Below are 23,912 nucleotides of genomic sequence, written 5' to 3'. Positions count from 1 at the left end.
GTGAGCGCCAGCGCGAATCTACGCGAAACCGGTCGCTGCGGCGAGGATGCCGTGCCGGGAAGCGGCGCTCAGGCGTCGACCGGGACCGCGCTCACCGTGCGATCGATCGTGCACTGGCCGAGCACGCGCGTGCCGACGTAGACGACCGCGGTCTGGCCCGGTGCGACCCCGTCGAGCGGATGCTCCGGGGTGATCACGAGCTCACCGCCGGCCACGACCGCCACCGCGGGCACGGGGTCGGCGTGCGCCCGGATCTGCACCTCGCACGCGAACGGGCTCGAGGCATCCGTCGGCGGCTGCCCCGCCCACGTGTAGCGCGACCCGGCGATCTCGGCGGTCGCGAGCGCCTCCTTCGGCCCGACCACGACGGTGTTCTCCTTCGGACGTACTTCGAGCACGAAGCGCGGCTTGCCGTCGGGCGCTGGCGTTCCGAGGCGCAGACCGCGGCGCTGCCCCACCGTGTAGGCGTGCGCGCCCTCGTGCGAGCCGACGACGGCGCCGGTGCGGTCGATGATCTCGCCCGTCTCGGTGCCGACGCGCTCGGCGAGCCATCCGCGCGTGTCGCCGTCGGGGATGAAGCAGATGTCGTGCGAGTCGGGCTTCTGCGCGACCGACAGCCCGCGGCGCTCGGCTTCCTCGCGCACGAGCTGCTTCGAGGGGGTGTCGCCGAGCGGGAAGTACGCGTGTGCGAGCTGCTCGGCGGTGAGCACGCCGAGCACGTACGACTGGTCTTTCGCCCACGCGCTCGCGCGGTGGAGCTCGCGGTTGCCCGCGGCATCCGTCACGATCGTCGCGTAATGACCGGTGCACACGGCGTCGAAGCCGAGCGCCAGCGCCTTCTCGAGCAACGCGGCGAACTTGATGCGCTCGTTGCAGCGCATGCACGGGTTCGGGGTGCGCCCGGCGGAGTACTCGGCGATGAAGTCGTCGACCACGTCGGCCTTGAAGCGCTCGGAGAAGTCCCACACGTAGTACGGGATGCCGAGCACGTTCGCGGCACGCTGGGCGTCCATCGAGTCCTCGATGGTGCAGCAGCCGCGGCTGCCGGTGCGCAGCGTTCCGGGCATGCGGCTGAGTGCCAGATGCACGCCCACGACCTCATGTCCGGCGTCGACGGCGCGCGCAGCGGCAACGGCGCTGTCGACGCCGCCGCTCATCGCTGCAAGAACTCGCATCGTTCCAGTGTACGAAACCGGTGCTGAGCGGATGCCGCAGGCGGGGGTCCCCGTCACCGAATGCGTTTCTCAGGCGGCCACCTCCTCGTGGCTGCGTATCTCAGGACGAAGCGCCGCCCATGACGACGACACGCCGGATAACTCCTGAAAAGCGCTGGGTGTCAGCGGTCGAACGACGTCGCCCGGGCGGCGAGGCCGGCGCGCGCCGCCTGCGCGTACGCGCCCGGCAGCGCCGCGAGGAACGCATCGACGTCGGCGTCGGTCGACTCGTGCCCGAGCGTGATGCGGAGCGCGCCGCGCGCGTCGGCCTCGGAGCGTCCCATCGCCATGAGCACGTGCGACGGCTCGGGAACGCCGGCCTGGCAGGCCGACCCCGTCGACACGGCGATCCCCGCCATGTCGAGGAGGAACAGCAGGGAGTCGCCCTCGCACCCCGGGAACGAGAAGTGGACGTTCCCGGGCAACCTGCCGCCCGGCGAGGGGTCGCCCGAGAGCCGCGCGTCGGGCACCGCGGAGACGACGCCGGCGAGGAGCCGATCACGCAGCCGCGACATCCGGTCGGCATCGACGTCGAGGCGCTCGTGCACCGCGGATGCCGCCGCCGCGAACGCCGCGGCCGCCGCCACGTCCTGGGTGCCGGAGCGCACCTTGCGCTGCTGTCCGCCGCCGTGGATGAGCGGTTCGATCGTCGCCGACCGGTCGAGCACGAGCGCGCCGATGCCCACGGGCCCGCCGATCTTGTGCGCCGAGACGCTGAGGGCGACGAGCCCGGCGCCGGCCGGGGCATCCGTCGCCCGTCGCAGGCCGTGGACGTCGATCGGCACCTGCCCGTACGCGGCGATGGCGTCGATGTGCAGGGGCACGCCGGCGCGCGCGGCGAGACGTGCGACCTCGGCGACCGGCTGGATGGTGCCCACCTCGTTGTTCGCCCAGATCATGGTGACGAGCGCCACGGATGCCGCGTCGCGATCGAGTGCGGCGGCGAGCGCGTCGAGCCGCACGCGGCCGACCTCGTCGAGCGGCACCTCCTCGACGATGGCGCACTCGTGTTCGGCCAGCCACTCCACGGTGTCGAGCGTGGCGTGGTGCTCCCCCGCCGGGACGATGATGCGCGGACGAGGGACGGCCGCCTGCCGGCTCCACCACAGCCCCTTGATCGCGAGGTTCACGGCCTCGGTGCCGCTGCCCGTGAACACGACCTCGATGCCGTCGGCGCCGAGCGTCGCGGCGACGCGCTCACGTGACTCCTCGAGCAAGCGCTTGGCGTCCTGCCCGGCACTGTGAATCGACGAAGGATTGCCGACGACGTGCAACGACGCCGTGAGCGCCTCGATCGCCTCGGCGCGCATGGGGGTCGTCGCCGCGTGGTCGAGATAGACCATGGCGACACCTCCTTTCAGCGAACCGATGTCTCTCCCGAACCCGCGTCTCGCGGCACCTCGGCCGCGGCGCTGGGAGCGCTTCCACACGAACTACTGTAGAACGCATGTCCGCGCCCGACCCCTTGCACGATCTCGGCGTCCGTACGGGCACGGACGGCGGCACGATCCGGGTCTGGTCCGCGCACGCGACCTCGGTGGAGCTCGAGGTGTTCGCCGACGGCGACCTCGACTGGGCGACCTCGCGCACGCCGCTCGAGCGCGATGAGCACGGCGTGTGGGAGGGAACATCCGCTGCCCTCATACCAGGTGCCCGCTACGGCCTCCGCGTCGACGGCCCCGCCGGGTTCGACCACGCGTTCAACCCGGCGCACACGCTGCTCGATCCGTACGCACGGGGCCTCGCGCCCGTCGCCGACGGGTCCTGGCGCGGCGTCGCGCTCGACTCGCTCGCATCCACCGGATTCGATTGGGCCGGCACGACGAAGCCCCGCGTCCCCCTCGACCACACCGTCATCTACGAGGCGCACGTGCGCGGGTTCTCGAAGCTCAACGAACGCATCCCCGAGCAGTTGCGGGGCACCTACGCCGGGCTCGCGCACGACGCGTCGCTCGAGTACCTCACGGGGCTCGGCATCACGACGGTCGAGCTCCTGCCCGTGCACGCGTTCGTCTCCGAGCAGCGGCTCGTGCGACAGGGGCGGCCGAACTACTGGGGGTACAACACGCTCGGCTTCTTCGCCGCCCACGCGCCGTACGCATCCGCCGCTGCGCAGGCCGAGGGCGCGCACGCCGTGCGCCGCGAGTTCGCCGGAATGGTGCGCCGACTCCACGAGGCCGGCCTCGAGGTGGTGCTCGACGTCGTCTACAACCACACGGCCGAGGAAGGGCGCGAGGGTCCCACGTACTCGTTGCGCGGCATCGACAATGCCTCCTACTACCGGCACGACGCGCACGGACGCTACGTCGACACGACCGGCTGCGGCAACACCGTCGACTTCGGCAACGAGGCGGCCAGGCGCCTCGTGCTCGACTCGCTGCGGTACTTCGCTGATGAACTGCAGGTCGACGGCTTCCGCCTCGACCTGGCCGCGACGCTCGGCCGCGACGACCACGGCGGCTACACGCCCGAGCATCCGTTGCTGCAGGCGATGCTCGCCGACCCCGTGATCGGCGACACCAAGCTCATCGCCGAGCCCTGGGACGTCGGCCCCGGCGGCTGGCAGACCGGCAACTTCCCGGCCGGCTTCAGCGAGTGGAACGACCGCTACCGCGACCGCATGCGCGATTTCTGGCTCGGCGACCTGCGTCGCGAACGCGAGACGGGCACCGCCGGCAGCGGCATCGGCCGCTTCACCACCCGTCTGGCGGGCTCGTCGAACACCTTCTCCATCGAGCGCGGACCCCTCGCGAGCCTCAACTTCGTGACGGCGCACGACGGGTTCACGCTCGCCGACCTCACCGCGTACGACCTGAAGCACAACCTCGGCAACGGCGAGCAGAACCGCGACGGCACCGACAACAACAACTCCTACAATCACGGCGTCGAGGGCGAGACGGATGACGCGGGCATCCTCGCGGCGCGGCGGCGGAGCATCCGGAACCTGCTCGGCACCCTGCTGCTCTCGGCCGGCGTGCCGATGCTCACCGCGGGCGACGAGTACGGCCGCAGCCAGCGCGGCAACAACAACGCGTACTGCCACGACTCGGAGCTGACCTGGATCGCGTGGGACGAGGCCGAACGCGACGAGCGACTCGTCGAGACCGTGCGACGGCTGCTGCGCCTTCGGGCCGAGAACCCGGCCATCCGGCCGGTGCGGTTCGGACGCCTCGGCGAGACGACCCCGAGCGCCTCGCAGATGGACTGGTTCAACGCCGCGGGCACGACCATGACCATCGACCACTGGCACTCGCCCGAGCAGCGCACGCTGCAGTACCTCGCCGCATCGACGCCCGAGTTCGAGGCGTTCAACCGCATCCTCCTCGTCGTGCACGCGCACGAGACCGAGACCGAGGTGGCGTTGCCGGTGCACGAGGGTGTCACGGGTTACACGCGCCTCTGGGATTCGGCCGGCGACGAGCCCGTCGACGTGGGCGCCGACCACGCGGCTGGTGATCGCATCGCCGTGGCGCCGCTGTCGATGGTGTTGTTCCGGGCTCACGGGGGCGGATGATGGCCAAGCGAGCGGATGCCTCGGCCGGCACGCCCGCCACGGTCGCCCTCGCCCGGGCTGGCATCGCGTTCACGGTGCACGCCTACGAGCACGACCCTCGCGCCGCAGCCTACGGGCTGGAGGCCGCCGAGAAGCTCGGACTCGACCCCGATCGGGTGTTCAAGACGCTTCTCGCGAACGTCGACGGCGCGCTCGCGGTCGGCATCGTGCCGGTCGCGATGCAGCTCGACCTCAAGGCGCTTGCGCAGGCCCTCGGCGGAAAGCGCGCCGAGATGGCCGACCCCGCCGTGGCCGAGCGCAGGACCGGGTACGTCGTGGGCGGCATCAGCCCCATCGGCCAGAAGACGGCGCTGCCCACCGTGCTCGACGAGTCGGCGATCCTCTGCGAGACGATCTACGTCTCGGGCGGTCGCCGTGGCCTCGACCTCGAACTCGCGCCCGACGACCTCATCGCCGTCACTTCGGGCCGCTACGCCCCGATCGCCCGCGTCCGCTGACCCCGCGCGCCGGTCGCCGCGCCCTCGCGCCGGCGACGCAGCGAAGTGTCCATTTCTGCGGATATACGATCCGCCACCCCGCGGAATCCGGTCCGTCGCCGACGCGCCGGATCGTATATCCGCCGTTTGTGACACGAAGCACGCCCGCGAGGCGCGCGGCATCGGCGCCTCACCCGGCGACGGCGACGAGCCCCAGCTCCGCGGTCGAGAGCATGAGCGGATGCCGCGGCACCACGCGCACCGTGTACCCGAACGCACCCGCCCGGTCGAGCACCACCGTGCCCGTGTACAGGCGAGGGCCCGAGGCATCCGCAACCCCATCGGGCTCGAGCGCGGTGCGTCGCACGTCCTCGATCGACTCGTCGACGCGGCTGCGTCCGTAGACGACCTCGACCGTCACATCGTCGGCCGCGAGCCCGTCGAGCTCGACGTACGCCCGCAGGCGCAGCGCGTCGCCGACGTGCGGCGATTCGACCCCGCCCGACTCGACGTGCGTCACGTGCACCTTCGGCCAGGCGGCGCGCACGCGCGAATCGAATGCCGCGAGCTCGCGGGCGCCGCGATCGCCGTCGGCCTCCACCTTCGCCGCGTGCTCGGCGGCCCGGCGGTAGAGCCGCTCGACGTACTGCTTGACCATGCGGTCGGCGCCGAGCTCGGGCGCGAGCGTCGCGAGCGTCTGGCGCACCCGGCGCACCCACTCCTCGGGCACTCCATCGCCGTCGCGCTCGTAGTACCGGGTCGCGACGCGGTGCTCGAGCAGGTCGTAGAGGGCGGATGCCTCGAGGGCATCGCGCTCGCCGGCGTCCCCCGCGGCATCCGCCGACGGGATGACCCAGCCGTAATCGTCGCCCGCGTACTCGGCCCACCAACCGTCGAGGATCGACAGGTTGAGTGCACCGTTCATGGCGGCCTTCATGCCCGAGGTGCCGCACGCCTCGAGCGGGCGCAGCGGGTTGTTCAGCCACACGTCGCAGCCGGGGTAGAGGAGCTCGGCCATGCCCATGTCGTAGTCGGGCAGGAACACGATGCGCTCGCGCAGCCCGGGCTGCTGTGCGAACTGCACGAGCTGCTGGATGAGCCGCTTGCCCTCGTCGTCGGCCGGATGCGACTTGCCGGCGATCACCAACTGCACGGGCCGCTCGGGGTTCGTGAGGATCGCCTTCAGCCGCTCGGGGTCCTGCAGCATGAGCGTGAGGCGCTTGTACGTCGGCACGCGACGGGCGAAGCCGACCGTCAGCGTGTCGGGATCGAGCACCCGCGTCACCCACTCGGGCGCCTGGGCCCCCGCGTGCTGCTCCGACCACGCTGCGGCCAGGCGTCGGCGCGCGTCCTCGACGAGCTGGAGGCGCATCCGCCGCTTGACCGTCCAGAACTCGCCGCCGGAGAGGGCCGGACTCAACCAGTCGGCGTGCTCGGGGTCGGCCGTGCCGAGCGTCGACTCGGCGAGGCTGACGAGCGCGGGGTCGGTCCAGGTGGGCGCGTGCACGCCGTTCGTGATCGACGTGATGGGCACCTCCTCGGCGTCGAAGCCGGGCCAGAGGTCGCCGAACATGCGCCGGCTCACCTCGCCGTGCAACTTCGAGACGCCGTTGGCGTGCTGCGCGAGGCGAAGCCCCATGACCGCCATGTTGAACGCGCTCGTCTCGGGGTCGGCGCCGGGCTCGACGCCGAGGGCCAATGCGTCGGCGGGCTCGACACCGGGCAGCAGCGACGTCGAGAGGTACCGCTCGACGAGGCCGCGATCGAAGCGGTCGATGCCGGCGGGAACGGGCGTGTGCGTCGTGAACACGGTTCCAGCCCGAACGACCTGCAGCGCCTCGGTGAACGAGAGGCCGACCGCGATGTGGGTCGCGATGCGCTCGAGCCCGAGGAACCCGGCATGGCCCTCGTTCATATGGAACACGTCGGGCGCGGGCATCCCTGCGAGCTCGGTGAAGGCGCGCACGGCCCGGGCTCCGCCGACGCCGAGCAGGAGCTCCTGCAGCAGCCGGTGCTCGCCGCCACCCCCGTAGAGCCGGTCGGTCACCGTGCGCAGCTCGTCGGTGTTCGCCGGGATGTCGGTGTCGAGCATGAGCAGGGTGACGCGGCCGACGGCCGCCTTCCAGACGCGCGCGTGCAGCGATTGATCGTCGGGCAGGGCGAGGGTCACCTGCACGGGAGCGCCGTCGGGTCGGCGCAGCACCGACAGGGGGAGCCCATCGGGGTCGAGCACGGGATACCGCTCCTGCTGCCATCCGTCGGCCGAGATCGACTGCCGGAAGTAGCCCGCCTTGTAGAACAGCCCCACGCCGACGAGCGGGACGCCGAGGTCGGATGCCGCCTTCAGGTGATCGCCCGCGAGGATGCCGAGTCCGCCCGAATACTGCGGCAGTGCCGCCGTGATGCCGAACTCCGGCGAGAAGTAGGCGACGAGTCGCGGGGCATCCGCGCCGAGCGATTGGAACCAGCGCGGTTCGGCGAGGTATTCGCGCAGGCCGGCGCGCTCGCGCTCGGCCCACTCGACGTAGCCCTCGTCGCGCGCGAGCTCGTCGAGGCGCGCCGGGTGGACCTCCCCGAGGAACGCCACCGGGTCGCGTCGCGAGCTCTGCCAGACAATGGGGTCGATGTGCTCGAAGAGGCGCTTCGTGGGCTCATGCCACGACCACCGCAGGTTGGCCGCGAGCTCCTCGAGGGCCGAGAGCGCTGCCGGGACGACGGCACGGACGGTGAACTTGCGAATGGGTTTCACCCGCTCAACCCTAGGGCGGGCGCATGACGAACGTGTGAACGTCGAGTGCCGGATGCCACGGTCAGCTCGCTGCCGTCGCGACCCCGGACATCAACGTCCGATGCACCATCTCCGCCACGTCGGCATCCGGCGACGGGGCCGCCCGCACCGCAGCGACGAGCAGCGACGCCATCGCCGTGACGATCCACTCGGGCGCGAGGTCCTCGTGGAGGAGGCCCTCGCGTTGCCCTCGCCTCACCACGTCGACGAGCGGCGACAGCACCTGAGCGCGCTGGGCCAGGAACTCCGGGTCGGAATCGGGGCCCTGCAGCAGCATGAATCGCAGACTCATGCCCTGTGCGCTCAGGGCCTGGATCACGCGCCGCAGGACCTCCAGCGCGGTGCCCTCGTCGAGCCGTCCTTCCGCGAGCGCCCCGGACGCTCGGGCGAGCGCCTCCGATCGGATGGCCGCCTCGAGCGCGTCGCGGTTCGGGAAGTGGCGGTACACGGTGGCCCTCGTCAACTGGGCGACCCGGGCGATGTCGGCCATCGACGCTTCAGGATTGCGGGCGAATTCCTCGGTGGCTGCGGCGATGAGCAGGTCACGGTGACGCGCAACGTCACGACGCCGCGGTGGAGGGGCCGGGGAGGTGGCATCCATGGTTCCACCATACCGAAGAATCGAGTGAAACGAGACGTCAGTGTCTCATTTTGATACGCTGACGATATGAACCCCTCTCGCGACCATGCATCCGGACTCTCCGAACGGCCCGCGTCCACGGATGTCGATGTGCTGGTCGTCGGCGCCGGCCCCACCGGGCTGGCCGCAGCCTGCGAGGCCCGGCGCCACGGCCTGTCGGTACGGATCATCGATCGCAAGCTCGGACTCTCCACGCACTCCAAGGCACTCGCCACGCATGCCCGCACGATGGAGCTGCTCGAGATCATGGGTGTCGCCGATCGCATGCTCGCCGAGGGGGTGCCGTTCGCGGCGATCACCGCCCACGCCGGGCCACGTGGGCGCCGCACCAGGGTGGATCTGCTCGGACTCCCGTGGGGCGACACCGCGTACCCGTTCTGGCTGTCCATCCCGCAGTACGCCACGGAGCAGGTCCTCGAGTCGCGACTCGCCGAGCTTGGCGGCGCGGTCGAGTGGGGAGCAGCCTTCGTCGAGCTCGACGACCGGGAAGACCACCTCGAGGCCCACGTCGAGACCGTCGACGGGCTGCAGCGCGTGCGTGCGCGCTGGGTCATCGGGTGCGACGGGGGCCGCAGCACGGTGCGCGATCGCGTTGGACTCCGGCTCGACCGTCGCGACAGCGGGGTGGAGTTCCTGCTGGCGGATGTCGCGGGCTCGCTGCCCCTCGCGGAGGACGAGGGCTATGCCTACCTCGCGCCGCAGGGCCTCCTCATCATCGTGCCGGTGCCCGATCCCGGTCGCTGGCGGATCATCGCCCACGTTCCCGCGGCGACGGATGCCGAGGCCCCCACCATCGACGAGGCGTATCTCGACGCCCTCGTCATGGAGCGCACGGGCCTCGAGTTCGGCGTGCACGACGTCGGCTGGACCTCGCGCTTCTCCCTCACGCACGGGGTGGCGGACGCGTACCGCCGCGGTCGCGTGTTCCTCGCCGGAGACGCCGCCCACGTGCACAGCCCCGTCGGCGGCCAAGGGCTGAACACCGGACTGCAGGACGCCCACAACCTGCTCTGGAAGCTCGCGGAGGTCGAAGGGGCACCGTCGTCCCCCGCCGCGGCCGAATCCATCCTCGACAGCTACGAGGCCGAACGCCGGGCCGCGGGGAGCCGGATGGTCGAGACCGTCGCCCGAATGACCGCCCTGCTGACGACACGGAACGGGGCGATCCGACGCGTGCTCGGCCGGATCGCGCCCCACGTGCTCGCGCTCCCCCGCGTACAGGCCAGACTCGGCCGCAGCACCGGAATGCTCGAGGCCGCCTACCCCGACGGCCCGCTGAGCGCAGGCCCAGGAGCCGGTCGTCGCCTGGCGAACCCGATACTCGCCGACGGTCGCCGACTCTCCGCGCGCCTGCCCGAGTCGGGTTGGTGCTGGGTGATGTGGCAACGCGCCGACGAGCCCGCAGCCGCTACCGACGACCCGCGCTGGCGCGGCCTGCCCGTGATCGTCGTGCGCGACGACGAGGTGATCGAGCCCGAGGCATCCGCCCCCGCCGCCCAGGCCCGGGTCGTGCTCGTCCGGCCCGACCGCGTGGTCGCCGGCACCGGTGCCGAGCCGCAGCAGGTCCGCACGCGCCTCGAGGCGGATGCGGATCACCGCAACCGTCTCGATCGCGACCTGTCGGGCGGGCCCGGACGACAGCGGTCGAACTGAACTCGGTTCCTACGGAAGCGGCCGGAGCCCCTTACCCGTCACCGGACGACCATCTTCACGTGCGGCTGTGCACTTCGGTCATCGGATATCCTCTCTTCGGCCTGCATCGAATTTCGGTCGGGTCGAGCATCAGCGGCGTTCGGAAGCGGCGGCGCGTCACGCCGCCCACACCCGATCCGCGCTACGGTCGAACCGTGACGACCAACGCAGTGCTGGCCGGCCGGATCCCGGTGACCGGGGTCACCCCCGCCCTCCCCGATGCGCGGTGGAGACCGAAGGCGTTCGTCGGCGAGGTGGTGCCGTTCCGCGCGACCGTCTTCCGTGAGGGGCACGACATGGTGGGCGCCATGCTGGTGCTCACGAGCCCGTCGGGCAGGGTCACGCGCGAGCGGATGTCGCCACTGGCGCCGGGCACCGACCGCTGGGAGTCGAAGGCGCTCCTCGACGAGCAGGGCGTCTGGCATTGGCATGTCACGGGCTTCGACGACGAGGTCGCCACCTGGCGGCACGACGCGGCACTCAAGGTCGACGCCGGCGTCGACGTCGAGCTCATGTTCGAGATCGGAGCACGTCTCCTGGAACGAGCAGCAGCCGAAGCGGAACGGCCCCGTGCCGTGCGGAAGCAGCTGACGACGCTCGCCGACGCACTGCGCGACGACGCGGCACCCGTCGCCGACCGGCGCGCCCTCATCGACGACCCGGCCCTCGCCGAGTTCGTGCCGCGCCCGCTCACGAGGCTCGCGAGCGACTCCCCCGAACATGAGATCCGCGTCGAGCGCCGTCGCGCGGGCGTCGGCTCGTGGTACGAGTTCTTCCCGCGCTCGGAGGGCGCGCGCCGGTTCAAGGACGGCCGATGGCGCAGCGGCTCGTTCCGCACGGCCGCGAAGCGCCTCGACGGGGTCGCCGCGATGGGCTTCGACGTCGTGTACCTGCCGCCGATCCATCCGATCGGCGTGACGAACCGCAAGGGCCGCAACAACACGCTCGACCCCGGGCCCGACGATCCCGGTTCGCCGTGGGCCATCGGCGGACCGCTCCGCGACGGCACCCCCGGCGGCCACGACGCCGTGCATCCCGACCTCGGCTCGCTCGCCGACTTCCGCGCCTTCGTGCGTCGCGCCGAGGCGCTCGGCATCGAGATCGCGCTCGACCTCGCGCTGCAGGCGTCCCCCGATCACCCATGGGTGACGGAGCATCCGGACTGGTTCACGCAATTGCCCGACGGCACCATCCGCTACGCCGAGAACCCGCCGAAGAAGTACCAGGACATCTACCCCATCAACTTCGACGACGACGTCGAAGGCCTCGTCGTCGAGGTCACCCGCGTCGTGCGGCACTGGATGAAGCAGGGCGTGCGCATCTTCCGCGTCGACAACCCGCACACCAAGCCACTCCCGTTCTGGGAGCGACTCATCGGCGACATCAATGCGACCGACCCCGACGTGGTCTTCCTCGCCGAGGCGTTCACGCGGCCGGCGATGATGCGCGCGCTCGCGATGGTGGGCTTCCAGCAGTCGTACTCGTACTTCACGTGGCGCAACACCAAGGCCGAGCTCGAGGAGTTCCTCACCTCCGTCTCCCAGGAGACCGCCGACTACATGCGTCCGAACCTGTTCGTGAACACGCCCGACATCCTCACCGAGTACCTCCAGTTCGGCGGGCCGGCCGCGTTCACGGTGCGGGCGACGATCGCCGCGACCGCGGCGCCGACCTGGGGCGTGTACTCGGGCTTCGAGCTCTTCGAGTCCGTGGCGAGGCCGGGCGCCGAGGAGGCCATCGACAACGAGAAGTACGAGTACAAGCCCCGCGATTTCGCGGGCGCCGAACGCGAGGGCCGCTCGCTCGCGCTCTACCTCGGCATCCTCAACCGCATCCGCGCCGACCACCCGGCGCTCGGGCAGCTGCGGAACCTCCGCATCCACGCGAGCGAGGACGACTCGGTGCTCGTCTACTCGAAGCACCTCGAAGGGCGCTTCACCGCCACCGGCGAAGACGACACCATCATCGTGGTCGCCAACGTCGATCCCCACTCCGTCAGGGAGACGACGGTGCACCTCGACTTCGCCGAGATCGGCCTCGAGCCCGGTGCGCGATTCGAGGTCGCCGACCTCGTGACCGGCGACCGCTGGACGTGGAGCGACGCGAACTACGTCCGCCTCGATGCGTTCACGCAGCCCGCGCACATCCTGCACATCGTGCGCGGCGCGGATGGAGGCGCAGATGCCTGACCGGATGCCTCGCACCGGCCCCGTCGTCGCCGACGAGGTGCTCGCCGCCGTCGCGGAGGGTCGGCACTCCGACCCGCACTCGGTCCTGGGCCAGCACGGGTTCGAGCTCGGGGGCACTCCGGGCGTCCACACGGTCATCCGCACTCGGCGGCCGCTCGCCGACGCCGTCGAGGCGATCCTCGACGACGGCGCCATCGTGCCCCTCGACCACGTCGGACACGGCATCTGGGCAGGGGTGGGCGACTTCGGACCGACCGGCTACCGGGTGCGGGCGCGCTACGGCGACGACGAGTGGACGAGCGACGACCCGTACCGCTTCGCGCCGACGGTCGGCGACCTCGACCTGCACCTCATCGGCGAGGGCCGGCACGAGGAGCTGTGGCGCGTCCTCGGCGCGCACCATCGCGAGCACTGGGGCGCAGGCGCCGGCGTGCGCGGCACTGGATTCACGGTGTGGGCGCCGCACGCGCGCGCGGCTCGCGTCGTCGGCGAGTTCAACCGCTGGGACGGCTCGGGTCACGCCATGCGCAGCATGGGCGGCACGGGCGTCTGGGAGCTGTTCGTGCCCGACCTGCCACCCGGCACGATCTACAAGTTCGAGTTCCTCACCGGCTCGAGCGACTGGGTCATGAAGGCCGACCCGATGGCCCGCCAGGCCGAGGTCTCGCCCGCCACCGCGTCCGTCGTGAGCGTCAGCTCGCACGTCTGGGACGATGACGAGTGGATGTCGCGGCGCGCGACCACCAACGCGCACGAGCTGCCGATGAGCGTGTACGAGCTCCACCTCGGATCGTGGCGCCCCGGAAAGGGCTACCGCGAGGTCGCCGACGAGCTCATCGAGTACCTCGACTGGCTGGGATACACGCACGTGGAGTTCATGCCGCTGGCGGAGCATCCGTTCGGCGGGTCATGGGGCTACCAGGTGACCGGCTACTTCGCCGTGACCAGCCGCTTCGGCAGCCCCGACGACCTCAAGTACCTCATCGACCGCCTGCACCGCGCGGGCATCGGCGTGATCATGGACTGGGTGCCCGGGCACTTCCCGAAGGACGACTGGGCACTCGCGCGTTTCGACGGCGAGCCGCTCTACGAGCACCCCGACCCGAGGCGCGGCGAGCAGAAGGACTGGGGCACGTACGTCTTCGACTACGGCAATCCGCGCGTGCGCAACTTCCTCGTCGCCAACGCGCTGTTCTGGCTCGAGGAGATGCACGTCGACGGGCTGCGCGTCGACGCCGTCGCGTCGATGCTCTACCTCGACTATTCGCGAGAAGCGGGCGAGTGGTTGCCGAACGTGCACGGCGGCCGCGAGCACCTCGAGGCGATCGGCTTCCTGCAGGAGGCGACCGCAACCGCCTACAAGCGCAATCCCGGCGTCGTCATGATCGCCGAGGAGTCGACGAGTTGGCCGGGCGTGACCGCCCCGACCAGCTCGGGCGGGCTCGGCTTCGGATTCAAGTGGAACATGGGCTGGATGCACGACACGCTGCAGTACATCTCGAAGGACCCGATGTACCGCGCACACCACCACCACGACCTCACGTTCTCGTTCCTCTACGCGTTCAGCGAGCACTTCCTCCTGCCCATCAGCCACGACGAGGTCGTGCACGGCAAGGGATCGCTCGTGCGGAAGATGCCGGGCGATCACTGGCAGCAGCTCGCGAACGTGCGTGCCTACCTGTCGTTCATGTGGGCGCACCCCGGCAAGCAGTTGCTGTTCATGGGACAGGAGTTCGGCCAGCTCTCCGAGTGGAGCGAGGAGCGCGGCCTCGACTGGTGGATCCTCGACCAGCCGAGTCACCGCCGACTCGCCGAGTTCGTCGGCACCCTGAACCGCACCTATCGCTCGATCGCCGCGCTCTGGCAGCTCGACGACGACGCCGCGGGCTTCGCATGGGTCGAGGGCGGCGCCGCGGCCGAGAACGTGATTGCGTTCCTCCGCTACGACCGCGAGCGGCGGCCGCTCCTCTGCGTCGTGAACTTCGCGGGTCGTCCGCACGAGGGCTTCCGGCTCGGGCTTCCGGCTCCCGGCCGCTGGCGCGAGGTGCTGAACTCGGATGCCGCGGAGTTCGGCGGCTCGGGCGTCGGCAACCTCGGCGGGGTCGAGGCGACCGACACCCCGTGGGCCGGCCGGCCCGCCTCGGGGGTGTTCACGCTGCCGCCGCTCGCGGCGGTCTGGTTCACGCCCGACCCCGACGTCGAGTAGGAGCGCCGGCCCCGCATCCGGTGGTCGGGCAGGCAGGCGCACCAGCGCCGTACCGAGACGCCCGCGCCTCAGTACAGCAGGTTCGTCAACCGACGCCGCGCTGCGATGACTCGCGGGTCCTCGACTCCGGCGACCTCGAAGAACTCGAGGAGCCGCTCGCGCACGAGCTTCCTGCCGTCGGCGTCGAGCTTGGGAAACAGCGTGAGGAGCCGGTCGAACGCGTCCTCGACGTGACCGCCCGAGAGGTCGAGATCAGCGACGTCGAGCTGCGCGTCGAGATCGTCGGGCGCGGATGCCGCGGCGCCCCGGATCTCGTCGAGCGACTTGCCCTGCAGGCGCCCGAGCAGCTTGACCTGCGCGAGGCCCGCGACCGCGAGCGAATCACGCGGGTCCTGCGCGATGGCCGTGGTGTACGCGGATGCCGCGGCGGCGTAATCGCCCCGCTCGATCGCGTCGTACGCCTCCTGGTGCAGGGGCGGCAGCGGGGGCTCGGCGGGCTCGGCCGAGTCGGTCTCGCCATTGCCCTCGGGACCGTCGGCGTCGACACGTCCGGAGACGCCGTTCTGCGCGGCGAGCTCGAGGAGCTGGTCGAACACCTGCGCGATCACGTCGTCGGGCTGCACGCCCGCGAACAGCGGCACCGGCTGCCCGGCGACGACCGCGACCACCGTGGGGATCCCCTGCGCCTGGAAGGCCTGTACGAGCTGCGGGCTTCGGTCGGCGTCCGCCGCGGCGAGCACGAGACGCCCCTCGCGGGCACGCACGAGCCGCTCGAGGGTGGCGACGAGTTGCGCCGACTGCTCGCTCCACGAGGCCCACAGCACGACGACGACCGGGACGGTGCGCGACAGTTCCAGCGTCGAACCGAACGACGCGTCATCCGTCTCGAAGACCAGCGGGTCGCCGCTTGCGGCGTGCCGCGGCTGAGTGCCCTGCTGGGGCGAGGCCTGAGAACGCTGCACCAGTGCGGAGAGGTCGACGGCTCCGCGAAGGCCGCTCAGCGGTGTGGGGTCGGTCACGGTACCTCCGATGCTCCGATGAGGCCCTCGGACCAGCCGAGGAGCCGGATCTGCTCGTCCGAGCCGACGCTCGGCACATAGAACAGCAACTGCACGCCGATGACGCGTTGCACGCCCTTGGCGCTCTTGTCGGTGAACCCCGAGAGGGCAGCACCCGGTGCGCCGGCCTCGAAGCCGATCGTACCGCCGTTCGTGGGCGTCACCTGCTCGGTCTGCTCGATGGAGACGCTCACGAGGGCGCCCGAGTCGTTCGTCGCCATCGCGATGGTGGGGCTGTCGCCGACGGCGTTGGAGAACGCGATCGCGGCCTCCTTGCCCTGCAGCGAATCGCGGGTCGCCTGCTGGCCCGTCAGGCCGAGCTGTTCGCGAAGCACGTCGCCCTCGGCGTCGAACAGCTCGTAGGACGCCGAGGCGTCGCCCAGCAGCAGCAGGTCGGCGTAGGCCGCGGCGACCTCGCCCGGGGGCAGCACGAGGCCCTTGAACTCGGGCGAGATGAGCGGAGCGCCGATGGATGCGGGCGCCACCTCGGGAACATCGGCGTCGGGTGCGAGCGACATCGCGTAGACGATCTTGTAGTTGTCACGGGGTGTGACCTGCTGGAGCACCAGGGCCGTCGGGGCGATCGTCGGGTCGGAGTTCTGCGCGATCGTGAGCACCGTGCGCCCGCTGGCCGGCCAACCCGCCACCTGCTGCGGGAGCGTGAGCGTGAGCGGCGAGGCCGGCACGGCCACGGGGGCCGGGTGATCGGGCAGGGTGCCGCGGATCGTGTAGTTCGCGACCCGCGCCTCGAGCGCCGGTCCGGTGAATCGCTCGGCGATGGCGGTGGCGTCGCGGGCGTCGTCGGTCTCCTTGGCGAAGACGGCGACGCGCCGCATGATGCGTTCCATCTGCGGCACCGTGACGGCGGGCTCCATCTCCTCTTCGTCCTCTTCGACGGGCGCATCGGTCGCAGGAGGCGTGGACGGCGTCGCCGGAGCGGTGGAGGATGCCGTCTGGTCGAAGCTCGGCCAGTAGTCGGCGGAGCACGCGCTCAAGGCGAGGGCCGGCACGGCGATGAGCGGCACGAGCGCGATCCGCCGGGCTCGGCCGATGGCCCGACGGTTGCTCCCCGTGAGGCCCTGCCGCGTGGACGGCTTCGGTGCGCTCGGCAGCCTGCCACGCGGGCCCTTGGGCAGGTTGCGGCGAGGTCCGCGCGAGCGGCGATGGTGCAGGAAGCCCGTGAACAGCAGGATGAGCCCGATCAGGAAGACGAGCGCACCGCCGGCGATCAAGGGGCCGGCGAGCGGCGTCGAGTTGTCGAGCGGCCACGAGATCGCGAGGTCGGTGGGCGCCGGGGCGGTGCCGTCGCTGGCGAGCAGCACGGCGATGTCGTCGGGCACGTCGATGGTCGTGGTCAGCGACCGCTCCTCGGTGAGCTCGTCGAGCCAGAGGTCGGAGCCCGCGGGAGATACGGCCGGATCCGCGGTCTCGGTCGCTCCCTCGGCGGGCGCGGGCGCGGGCGTCGGTGTCGGCGTCGGCGTTCCGGTGGCAGGCGGGGAGTCCGCTTCGGATCCGCCGGTCACCACCTCGCTCGTGAACTCCTCGGTCTGGGCGTCGTAGTGCACGGCCACGTGCGGCTCGGCACCGAGCCAGGACTCGATGTCGGAGGTGCGGCCGTAGGCGAGAAAGACCGTCTCGGAGCCGGAAACGGTCAGCGTCTGCTTTCCGGGATACGCGCCGAGTGCGTCGGGGTGGACCACCACGTAGGGCGACTCCTCCTCGAACTGGCTGGTGAGGGTCACGCGGTCGGGGTCGAGGTAGACGGTGCGTTGGGCGATCCCGAACCCGATCATCACGGCCGCGGCCACGAAAGCCACGATGGCGAGGGCGAAGCGCACGAACAAACCTCCGGTGCCACCTTGGCGGCTTCGAACACAGACATTCCACACTACCGGCGGTGTCTGGGAGTCTCCTAACCACAGCCTGTGGGCAGCGTGCACGAGCGACGCCGCGTGCCCGTACAATCGACACATCCCGCATGAGCCCCCACGAACGCGGGACAGAGCCCGGAGGAAGAATGGCCGTCGAAGAGACCGAGTTCACGCAGGTGTTCCGCGGATACGACAAGGACGAAGTCGATAAGAGCATCAACGGGCTCCGACGCGACATCATCAACGCGAACAACCAGCTCGCCGAACAGGCGAAGGAGAGTAAACGCCTCCTCGCGCGCATCGACGAACTCACTGCAGAGCTCGAGGAGGTCGGCAGCCCCACCTTCTCCGGCCTCGGCACGAAGCTCGAGAACACGCTCCGGGTCGCCGAGGAGCAGTCGACCCGCCTCATCGCGCAGGCCGACATCGACGCCGAGAAGCTCCGCCGTGCCGCCGAGGACGAGGCGCACCTCATGCGCTCCGACGCGCACGAGGTGGCCGAGCGCACGCTGAGCGAGGCCCGATCCCAGGCCAACCGCGTGCTCGAGAACGCCCGCGCCGAGGCCGACGACATGGTGGCCCGCGCACACGAGGCGAGCGAGCAGCTCCGCCAGGAGGCGGCGCGCGATGCGGCCGCCATCCGCGGGGCCGTGGCCACCGAATCCGCCGAGCTCCGGTCGAGCGCCAAGCGCGAGGCGGCCGCCACGGTGGCCGCGGCCGAACGCAAGGCGTCCGAGATCCTGGTCGCGGCGAACACCGAGGCGACCGAGGCTCGAGCCACGGCGGCCGGTCTCGCCCAGGAGACCGAGCAGACCCGAGCCGAGGTGGCGATCGAGCTCGACCGCGCCCGCGCCGAGCTCGCCAAGGAGACCGAACAGGCCCGCATCGACCTGGCCCGCGAGACGGAGCAGTCGCGACTCGACCTCGAGCGCGAGACGGCCGAGTCACGTGCCGCCATCGACGCCGAGATCGCCGAACGCCGGGCGGCCCTCGAGCACGAGCTCGAGCAGGCCCGCACCGACCTCGATCGCCAGCTCGAAGGCAGTCGCGCGGAGCTCGCCCAGCAGAAGGAGCAGGCCAAGGTCGACCGCGAGCGCGAGGCCGAGGCCGCGCGCCTCAAGCTGCAGCATGAGCTCGAGCGCATCCGCGCCAAGCACGCCGCCGACCTCGACCAGATGCGCGCCGACCTCGCGCTCGAACAGGAGCAGGCACGCGCCGACTTCGAGGCCGAGGCCGAGCAGGCCCGCATCGACCTCGACAACCAGTTGACGTCGATGCGCAAGAAGACCACGCACGAGGTCAACCGCATGCGCCGAGAGATCGAGAAGGCACATCTCGACCTGGAAGCCGAGCTCACCCGCAAGCGCGACGAGGCCGAGCAGGAACTCCTCGCAGCGCACCAGGAGGCCGCTGCGCAGACGCAGAAGTTCCTCGACGACGCCAACGCCGAGCTCGCCGAGGCGGTGGCACACACCGCCGAGAGCCGCGCCGAGGCCGAGCGCCTCGAGACGAAGGTGCGCAGCGAGATCGCGGCCGTTCGCGACCGGGCCGACGAAGAGGCGCGCGAGCGCATCTCGGCGGCGCACGACCAGGCACGCAAGCTCATCGCCGACGCCGAGGAGCGCACCCGTGCCCTCGTCGCCGACGCCGAGGACCGCCTGTCGCAGATCAAGATCGAGCGCGACGCGGTTGCGGGCTACTTCGAGAGCCTTCGTGGCGTGCTGACTGCGGCCGAGCAGGTGGCTGCGCAGACGTCGCGCTGACCGGCGAACGCGCCGGCCGATGAAGATCCAGAACGCGTTCCGAGTCGGACTCGTCGGAACGCTCGGGGTCGGCCTCGGGCTGCTCATCCTCGCGTCCATCGCGACGTTGTCGACGATCATCGCGTACATCGGCGCGGCACTCTTCCTGGCCCTCGGCCTCGATCCGGCGATCAGCTGGCTCGAGCGCCGAGGGCTTCCGCGTTGGGCGGCGATCGTCATCGTCATGACGGGGGTCGGCCTCCTGATCGCCGCCCTGGTGCTCGCGGTGGTGCCGATCATCGTCGACCAGGTGAGTCAGCTCGTCGAGGAGCTCCCCGGGATCATCGAGCGGGTCAGCAGCTTCGACTGGGTCGAGTCCCTCGAGGAGCAGTTCCCGCAGCTCGCGATCAGCGACCTGCAGGAGCAGGTGACGGCCGCGATCACCGACTTCTTCACCAATCCCGAGAAGCTGAGCGAACTCGCGGGTGGGGTGCTGCAGGTCACCGTCGCCATCGGCACCGGGGTCTTCGCGATCGTCATCGTGCTGATCCTGACGCTGTACTTCGCGGCGTCCCTCAACAGCATGAAGCGCGCGAGCTACCAATTGGTGCCCGCCTCCAAGCGAGCACGGTTCGCCGACCTCACCGAGCAGATCACGCAATCGGTCGGGCGATACGTGCTCGGCCAGGTCTCGCTCGCCGCCGTCAACGGCATCCTGAGCTTCGTCTTCCTCTCGATCATCAACGCCCCGTTCCCGGCCGTCCTCGCACTCCTCGCGTTCCTGTTCTCACTCGTGCCGCTCATCGGCACGCTCTCGGGCTCGGTGCTGATCGTCCTGGTGTGCCTCATCCCGGGTCTGGGTTCGCCGCTCACGGCACTCATCGCCGCCGTCTACTACCTCGTCTACATGCAGATCGAGGCATACGTATTGAGTCCCCGCATCATGACCCGCGCGGTCAAGGTGCCCGGTGCGCTCGTCGTGATCGCCGCACTCGCCGGCGGCTCGCTCCTCGGCATCCTCGGCGCGCTCATCGCGATCCCCTTCGCGGCATCCGTACTGCTCATCATCAAGCAGGTCGTGATTCCGCGCCAGAACGAGCGCTGAGCCGTCCGACTGCCGGGAATCAGCTCGAGGCGGATGTCGCCGGCCACGTGGTCGGGAGCGGGAGCGCCGACGGGTTGACGGCCGCCACGATCTCCTCGAGCACCCGGCGGGTCTGCGCCTCCCCGACCCAGAGATGCTTTCCCCCCGCCACGTCGATGCGCCGCACCCGCGGCAGCACGGCGAAGCGCTCGGCGGCGGCCTCGGGCTTCAAGAAGTCGTCGTGCTCGGGGATCAGGGCGACGATCGGCGCGGACGACGCATTCCACCGACGGAGCTCCTCCTCGGTCGTGCGGTGCAGCGGCGGCGAGAGCAGCACGGCCCCGGCGATGCCGTGATCGAGCCCGTACTTGAGCGCCAGTTCCGTGCCGAACGACCAGCCGATCAGCCAGGGGTTCGGCAGCCCGCGATCGGCGACGAACTGCATGGCGGCCGCGACATCCGCCCGCTCCTCGATGCCCTCGCCGAACGTGCCCTCGCTCGTGCCCCGCGGTGAGGAGGTGCCACGCGTGTTGAACCGCAGCACGGCGAGATCGGCGAGCGCCGGCAGCCGGGCCGCCGCCTTCCGCAGGACGTGGGAGTCCATGAAACCACCGGCCGTCGGGAGCGGATGCAGCGTGACGAGCGTGGCGACGGGTGGTCGGTCGACCGGCGTCGCCAGCTCTCCGACGAGCGTGAGGCCGTCGGAGGTGTGCAGTTCGATCTCCTCGCGAATCGCCGGCAGCTCGACGCCGGCCCTGATCTCGACCTGGTTCTCGGGGTTCACGGGGTGACGATCCTCCAGCAGTGGGTGTGCCAATGGCGGCGTGCGGCGAGGTCGGCGGCGTCACCCAGCACGCCGTCGGCGCGCCACACGACGAGGTGGGCGACGCCCGGCGTCACGTCGAGCCCGCAGCCGGGGCAGAGGTAGGCCTTCACGGCCTGTTGCTCGGAGACGGGTTGGACGTTCCACTCGCGCCCGCCGCGCACCTCGGTACGCCGCCAGCCGGCCGTCATGCGCTCGACGTCGAGCTCGGGATGCGGCCCTCGGGCACGCGCCGCGCGACCTCGTGACCGATTCGAGCGCACCATGGTTCCAGTCTAGGGTCGGCTCCCGGCCCCGTTGCGGACTCGCGGCATCCGCTCGGTCAGTACCAGCCGACGTCCTGCGAGTGGGCCCACGCGCCGCATGGGGTGCCGTAGCGGCCCTGGATGTAGCCGAGGCCCCACTCGATCTGGGTCGCGGCGTTCGTCTCCCAGTCGGCCCCGGCGGTCGCCATCTTCGAACCCGGAAGCGACTGCGGGATGCCGTACGCCCCGCTCGACGCGTTGTAGGCGTTCACGCGCCAGCCGGACTCCTTGTTCCAGAGCGCCACGAGGCAGTCGAACTCACTCGACGCCCAACCGCGGGCGGCGACGGCGCCGGCTGCATAGGCCTGCGCCGAACCCGGGTCGGGCGTGATCGCCGGGGGTGCCCATCCGCTGGACGACGACGTCGAGGCGGGCGCGAGTTTCACCTCGGGCTTCTTCTCGACGACGTAGCCCTCTCGCGACACGCCGATGGTGTACTCGCCGTCGACGGCGTATGCCTGCACCTCGGCGCCGCCGAACCGATCGCCGCCGGGAGCGAAGTCGGGTGAGGCCGTCGCACCCGAGAACGGGTCGACGACGTTGACGAGGAGGAAGCTGACCGAGGCCGTGAACGCGAAGATGACGATGGCCGCCTGCTTGACGGGACCGCGGGTGCGGGAGCGCGTGGCGTACGTGCGCTCAGCGGCGGTCGCGCCATCCGATTCCATATGCCTGCCCACGATTCGTCGAGTGTATCGGAGCCGCCGTGACCTCGTCGAACCCCTGCTCGACCGCGTGGAACTGCTCACCGGACCGCGAGCATCACGTCGACGACCGCGTCGAGCACGAGGTCGACCTGCGATTCGCGGTAGCCGCCGCGCTGCGTGGTGAACACCACCGTGCGCACATCGTCGATCGAGATGGGCCACCCGTCGCGGAAGTACCGCGTCAGCTTGTCGGCGAACCGATCGACGTCGCGAACGCGGTAGCCGAGCGCGAGAGGGCTGACCCGATCGAAGCGCTCACCCTCGGGACGGGCGAGCCGGTTCGTGATCACCTGCGCGGTCGTGCGGGCCTCGCTGAGCCAGGCCTCCGTGCCGTGCAGCCGGGCGGCGACCTGTCGCTCCTCGGCGGCGAATGCGTCTTCGAGCCGTTCGAGGGCGGCGTCGACGTGCGCCGTGGAGTAGCCGCCCTTCTGCATGGCGAACGCCGTGAGCCGGATGCGTTCGGAGCTCAGCGGCGGGTCGCCGGGGCGGGCTGATCCGTCGTAGGCCCGCCGAGCCACCCGCAGGAACTCCTCGACCTGATCGATGTTGTAGCCCAGTTGGGGCTTTCGCGCGCGTGGGAAGGTGGAGCTCACCGGACCATTATCCCGGACGCTCAACCGAAGATCCGGAACGCCACGAAGGCAACAGCGGCCGACGGCAGGATCGAGTCGAGCCGATCGAGGAATCCACCGTGCCCGGGCAGCCACGAGCTCATGTCCTTGATGCCGATGTCGCGCTTCACGAGCGACTCGGCGAGGTCTCCGAGCGTGGCCGTGAGGAAGATCGCGGCGCCGAAGATCAGGCCGAACCACCAGGTGTTGCCGAGCATGAGCGTCGAGAGGAGGACGCCGGCGATCAGGCTGGCCAGCGCTCCCCCGGCGAAGCCCTCCCAGGTCTTCTTGGGACTGATCACGGGCGCCATCGGGTGCTTGCCGAACATGAGGCCCGACGCATAGGCACCCGTGTCTGCCGCAACGGCGGTGACGATGAAGGCCAGCGTCCACCACTGCCCGCCCTCGGCCGCCGTGAGCACGACGGCGAAGGTCGCGAGGAACGTGACGTAGCCCTGCACGAAGGTTCCGGCGATGAGGTCGCGCACGAGGCTCGGGCCCGTGCGGCGAAGGCTCGGTACGAGCTGCTCCCCCAGCCGCCACAGGCTGACGATGACGATGCCGACGATGACAGCGAGGAGTTGCCCGCCGGCGCTGCCGTAGTAAGCCGCCGGCACCGCCGCCACGGCGACCGCGACCGTCGGGATGCGGGGCACGCGGTAGTCGTCCTTGCGCAGCGCCTGCGCGAGCTCGTAGCTGGCGAATCCCGCGAGCAGCACCGCGAAGAGCATGAACAGCTCTTTGATGACGAGCAGGCTCAGCAGCAGTACGCCGCCGAACACGAGCCCGATGACGATCGCGAGGATCAGGTTGCGGCCGGTGCGCGCCTGGATCTTCTCCTGCGCCTGGTCGAACTGGGCCCTGGACGCCTCGAACTGTCGTTCGAGATCGGCCTTGCGCGCATGCACCTGCGCACGGAACTCGTCACGCGCGGTGCGGTCATGCCCCCCGGCGTCCGACTGCTCCCCCTCTGGGACGCCCGACATCCGTCT

18 protein-coding genes are annotated in these 23,912 nt (G+C 70.8%); 7 read left to right on the top strand and 11 right to left on the bottom strand.

What is annotated here, in order from left to right:
• Positions 1 to 68 precede the first annotated feature (68 nt).
• Positions 69 to 1,175 carry a tRNA 2-thiouridine(34) synthase MnmA gene (gene mnmA, locus AB0K73_RS05520; RefSeq protein ID WP_360511448.1) on the bottom strand — a complete coding sequence of 369 codons (1,107 nt, stop codon included), beginning with the start codon at positions 1,173 to 1,175 and terminating at the stop codon, positions 69 to 71.
• Between the two features lie 161 nt (positions 1,176 to 1,336).
• Positions 1,337 to 2,557, bottom strand: coding sequence for a cysteine desulfurase family protein (locus AB0K73_RS05515; RefSeq protein WP_360511446.1), 1,221 nt, complete (start codon positions 2,555 to 2,557; stop codon positions 1,337 to 1,339).
• A gap of 104 nt (positions 2,558 to 2,661) precedes the next feature.
• Here AB0K73_RS05515 and glgX point away from each other — a divergent pair, with 104 nt between their 5' ends.
• Positions 2,662 to 4,728, top strand: a complete 2,067-nt coding sequence (gene glgX / locus AB0K73_RS05510) for a glycogen debranching protein GlgX (protein ID WP_360511444.1) — start codon at positions 2,662 to 2,664, stop codon at positions 4,726 to 4,728.
• Positions 4,728 to 5,225 carry a Cys-tRNA(Pro) deacylase gene (gene ybaK, locus AB0K73_RS05505; protein WP_360512281.1) on the top strand — a complete coding sequence of 166 codons (498 nt, stop codon included), beginning with the start codon at positions 4,728 to 4,730 and terminating at the stop codon, positions 5,223 to 5,225. The genes glgX and ybaK overlap by 1 nt, the downstream gene beginning before the upstream one ends.
• Positions 5,226 to 5,394: 169 nt before the next feature.
• Here ybaK and glgP read toward each other — a convergent pair whose 3' ends face one another.
• Both glgP and AB0K73_RS05495 read right to left on the bottom strand, forming a co-directional pair.
• Positions 5,395 to 7,953: an alpha-glucan family phosphorylase gene (gene glgP, locus AB0K73_RS05500; protein WP_360511442.1), complete on the bottom strand. Its 2,559-nt coding sequence runs from the start codon at positions 7,951 to 7,953 to the stop codon at positions 5,395 to 5,397.
• 61 nt (positions 7,954 to 8,014) lie between these two features.
• Positions 8,015 to 8,593: a helix-turn-helix domain-containing protein gene (locus tag AB0K73_RS05495; RefSeq protein WP_360511440.1), complete on the bottom strand. Its 579-nt coding sequence runs from the start codon at positions 8,591 to 8,593 to the stop codon at positions 8,015 to 8,017.
• 66 nt (positions 8,594 to 8,659) lie between these two features.
• Here AB0K73_RS05495 and AB0K73_RS05490 point away from each other — a divergent pair, with 66 nt between their 5' ends.
• The 3 genes from AB0K73_RS05490 to glgB all read left to right on the top strand — a co-directional run bounded on the left by AB0K73_RS05490 (position 8,660) and on the right by glgB (position 14,719).
• On the top strand, positions 8,660 to 10,285 hold the full coding sequence (locus tag AB0K73_RS05490; RefSeq protein WP_360511438.1) for an FAD-dependent monooxygenase: 1,626 nt from the start codon (positions 8,660 to 8,662) through the stop codon (positions 10,283 to 10,285).
• 194 nt (positions 10,286 to 10,479) lie between these two features.
• Positions 10,480 to 12,513 (top strand): maltotransferase domain-containing protein, encoded by a 2,034-nt coding sequence (locus AB0K73_RS05485; RefSeq protein WP_360511436.1) that lies wholly within the window; start codon positions 10,480 to 10,482, stop codon positions 12,511 to 12,513.
• Positions 12,506 to 14,719 (top strand): 1,4-alpha-glucan branching protein GlgB, encoded by a 2,214-nt coding sequence (gene glgB, locus AB0K73_RS05480; RefSeq protein ID WP_360511434.1) that lies wholly within the window; start codon positions 12,506 to 12,508, stop codon positions 14,717 to 14,719. The genes AB0K73_RS05485 and glgB overlap by 8 nt, the downstream gene beginning before the upstream one ends.
• Before the next feature lie 68 nt (positions 14,720 to 14,787).
• On the opposite strand, the gene AB0K73_RS05475 is transcribed toward glgB, so the two are convergent.
• Complete coding sequence (locus tag AB0K73_RS05475; RefSeq protein ID WP_360511432.1) at positions 14,788 to 15,738, bottom strand: tetratricopeptide repeat protein; 951 nt, start codon at positions 15,736 to 15,738, stop codon at positions 14,788 to 14,790.
• Positions 15,735 to 17,615 (bottom strand): hypothetical protein, encoded by a 1,881-nt coding sequence (locus tag AB0K73_RS05470; protein WP_360511430.1) that lies wholly within the window; start codon positions 17,613 to 17,615, stop codon positions 15,735 to 15,737. Before AB0K73_RS05470 ends, AB0K73_RS05475 begins: the two co-directional genes overlap by 4 nt.
• Before the next feature lie 179 nt (positions 17,616 to 17,794).
• Between AB0K73_RS05470 and AB0K73_RS05465 the strand changes: the two genes are divergently transcribed.
• Entirely contained in the window at positions 17,795 to 19,411 is a 1,617-nt protein-coding gene (locus tag AB0K73_RS05465) for a hypothetical protein (protein WP_360511428.1), read from the top strand.
• A gap of 19 nt (positions 19,412 to 19,430) precedes the next feature.
• Positions 19,431 to 20,495 carry an AI-2E family transporter gene (locus tag AB0K73_RS05460; protein WP_360511426.1) on the top strand — a complete coding sequence of 355 codons (1,065 nt, stop codon included), beginning with the start codon at positions 19,431 to 19,433 and terminating at the stop codon, positions 20,493 to 20,495.
• Between the two features lie 19 nt (positions 20,496 to 20,514).
• On the opposite strand, the gene AB0K73_RS05455 is transcribed toward AB0K73_RS05460, so the two are convergent.
• The 5 genes from AB0K73_RS05455 to AB0K73_RS05435 form a co-directional block, all read right to left on the bottom strand.
• Positions 20,515 to 21,258, bottom strand: coding sequence for an alpha/beta hydrolase (locus AB0K73_RS05455; RefSeq protein WP_360511424.1), 744 nt, complete (start codon positions 21,256 to 21,258; stop codon positions 20,515 to 20,517).
• A complete protein-coding gene (locus AB0K73_RS05450; RefSeq protein ID WP_360511422.1) occupies positions 21,255 to 21,563 on the bottom strand; it encodes a hypothetical protein in 309 nt (102 codons plus the stop codon). The genes AB0K73_RS05455 and AB0K73_RS05450 overlap by 4 nt, the downstream gene beginning before the upstream one ends.
• Positions 21,564 to 21,619: 56 nt before the next feature.
• Positions 21,620 to 22,282 (bottom strand): lytic transglycosylase domain-containing protein, encoded by a 663-nt coding sequence (locus AB0K73_RS05445; protein WP_360511420.1) that lies wholly within the window; start codon positions 22,280 to 22,282, stop codon positions 21,620 to 21,622.
• 65 nt (positions 22,283 to 22,347) lie between these two features.
• Positions 22,348 to 22,902 carry a DivIVA domain-containing protein gene (locus AB0K73_RS05440; protein ID WP_360511418.1) on the bottom strand — a complete coding sequence of 185 codons (555 nt, stop codon included), beginning with the start codon at positions 22,900 to 22,902 and terminating at the stop codon, positions 22,348 to 22,350.
• A 20-nt stretch (positions 22,903 to 22,922) separates the two neighbouring features.
• On the bottom strand, positions 22,923 to 23,906 hold the full coding sequence (locus AB0K73_RS05435; RefSeq protein WP_360511416.1) for a phosphatidate cytidylyltransferase: 984 nt from the start codon (positions 23,904 to 23,906) through the stop codon (positions 22,923 to 22,925).
• Positions 23,907 to 23,912: the final 6 nt, after the last annotated feature.

The organism is Agromyces sp. NPDC052230 (assembly GCF_040679595.1).
Classification (GTDB): Bacteria; Actinomycetota; Actinomycetes; order Actinomycetales; family Microbacteriaceae; genus Agromyces.
The sequence above is the reverse complement of the archived record's forward strand: the minus strand, read 5'-3'. Positions and strand labels throughout refer to the sequence as shown.

Bases quoted from the DNA above. Each gene is read 5' to 3' on its own strand.
- glgX (WP_360511444.1), top strand. From the start codon at position 2,662: ATGTCCGCGCCCGACCCCTTGCACGATCTCGGCGTCCGTACGGGCACG.
- glgB (WP_360511434.1), top strand. From the start codon at position 12,506: ATGCCTGACCGGATGCCTCGCACCGGCCCCGTCGTCGCCGACGAGGTG.
- mnmA (WP_360511448.1), bottom strand. From the start codon at position 1,175: ATGCGAGTTCTTGCAGCGATGAGCGGCGGCGTCGACAGCGCCGTTGCC.
- AB0K73_RS05460 (WP_360511426.1), top strand. From the start codon at position 19,431: ATGAAGATCCAGAACGCGTTCCGAGTCGGACTCGTCGGAACGCTCGGG.
- AB0K73_RS05490 (WP_360511438.1), top strand. From the start codon at position 8,660: ATGAACCCCTCTCGCGACCATGCATCCGGACTCTCCGAACGGCCCGCG.
- AB0K73_RS05515 (WP_360511446.1), bottom strand. From the start codon at position 2,557: ATGGTCTATCTCGACCACGCGGCGACGACCCCCATGCGCGCCGAGGCG.
- AB0K73_RS05495 (WP_360511440.1), bottom strand. From the start codon at position 8,593: ATGGATGCCACCTCCCCGGCCCCTCCACCGCGGCGTCGTGACGTTGCG.
- AB0K73_RS05450 (WP_360511422.1), bottom strand. From the start codon at position 21,563: ATGGTGCGCTCGAATCGGTCACGAGGTCGCGCGGCGCGTGCCCGAGGG.
- AB0K73_RS05465 (WP_360511428.1), top strand. From the start codon at position 17,795: ATGGCCGTCGAAGAGACCGAGTTCACGCAGGTGTTCCGCGGATACGAC.
- ybaK (WP_360512281.1), top strand. From the start codon at position 4,728: ATGGCCAAGCGAGCGGATGCCTCGGCCGGCACGCCCGCCACGGTCGCC.
- AB0K73_RS05435 (WP_360511416.1), bottom strand. From the start codon at position 23,906: ATGTCGGGCGTCCCAGAGGGGGAGCAGTCGGACGCCGGGGGGCATGAC.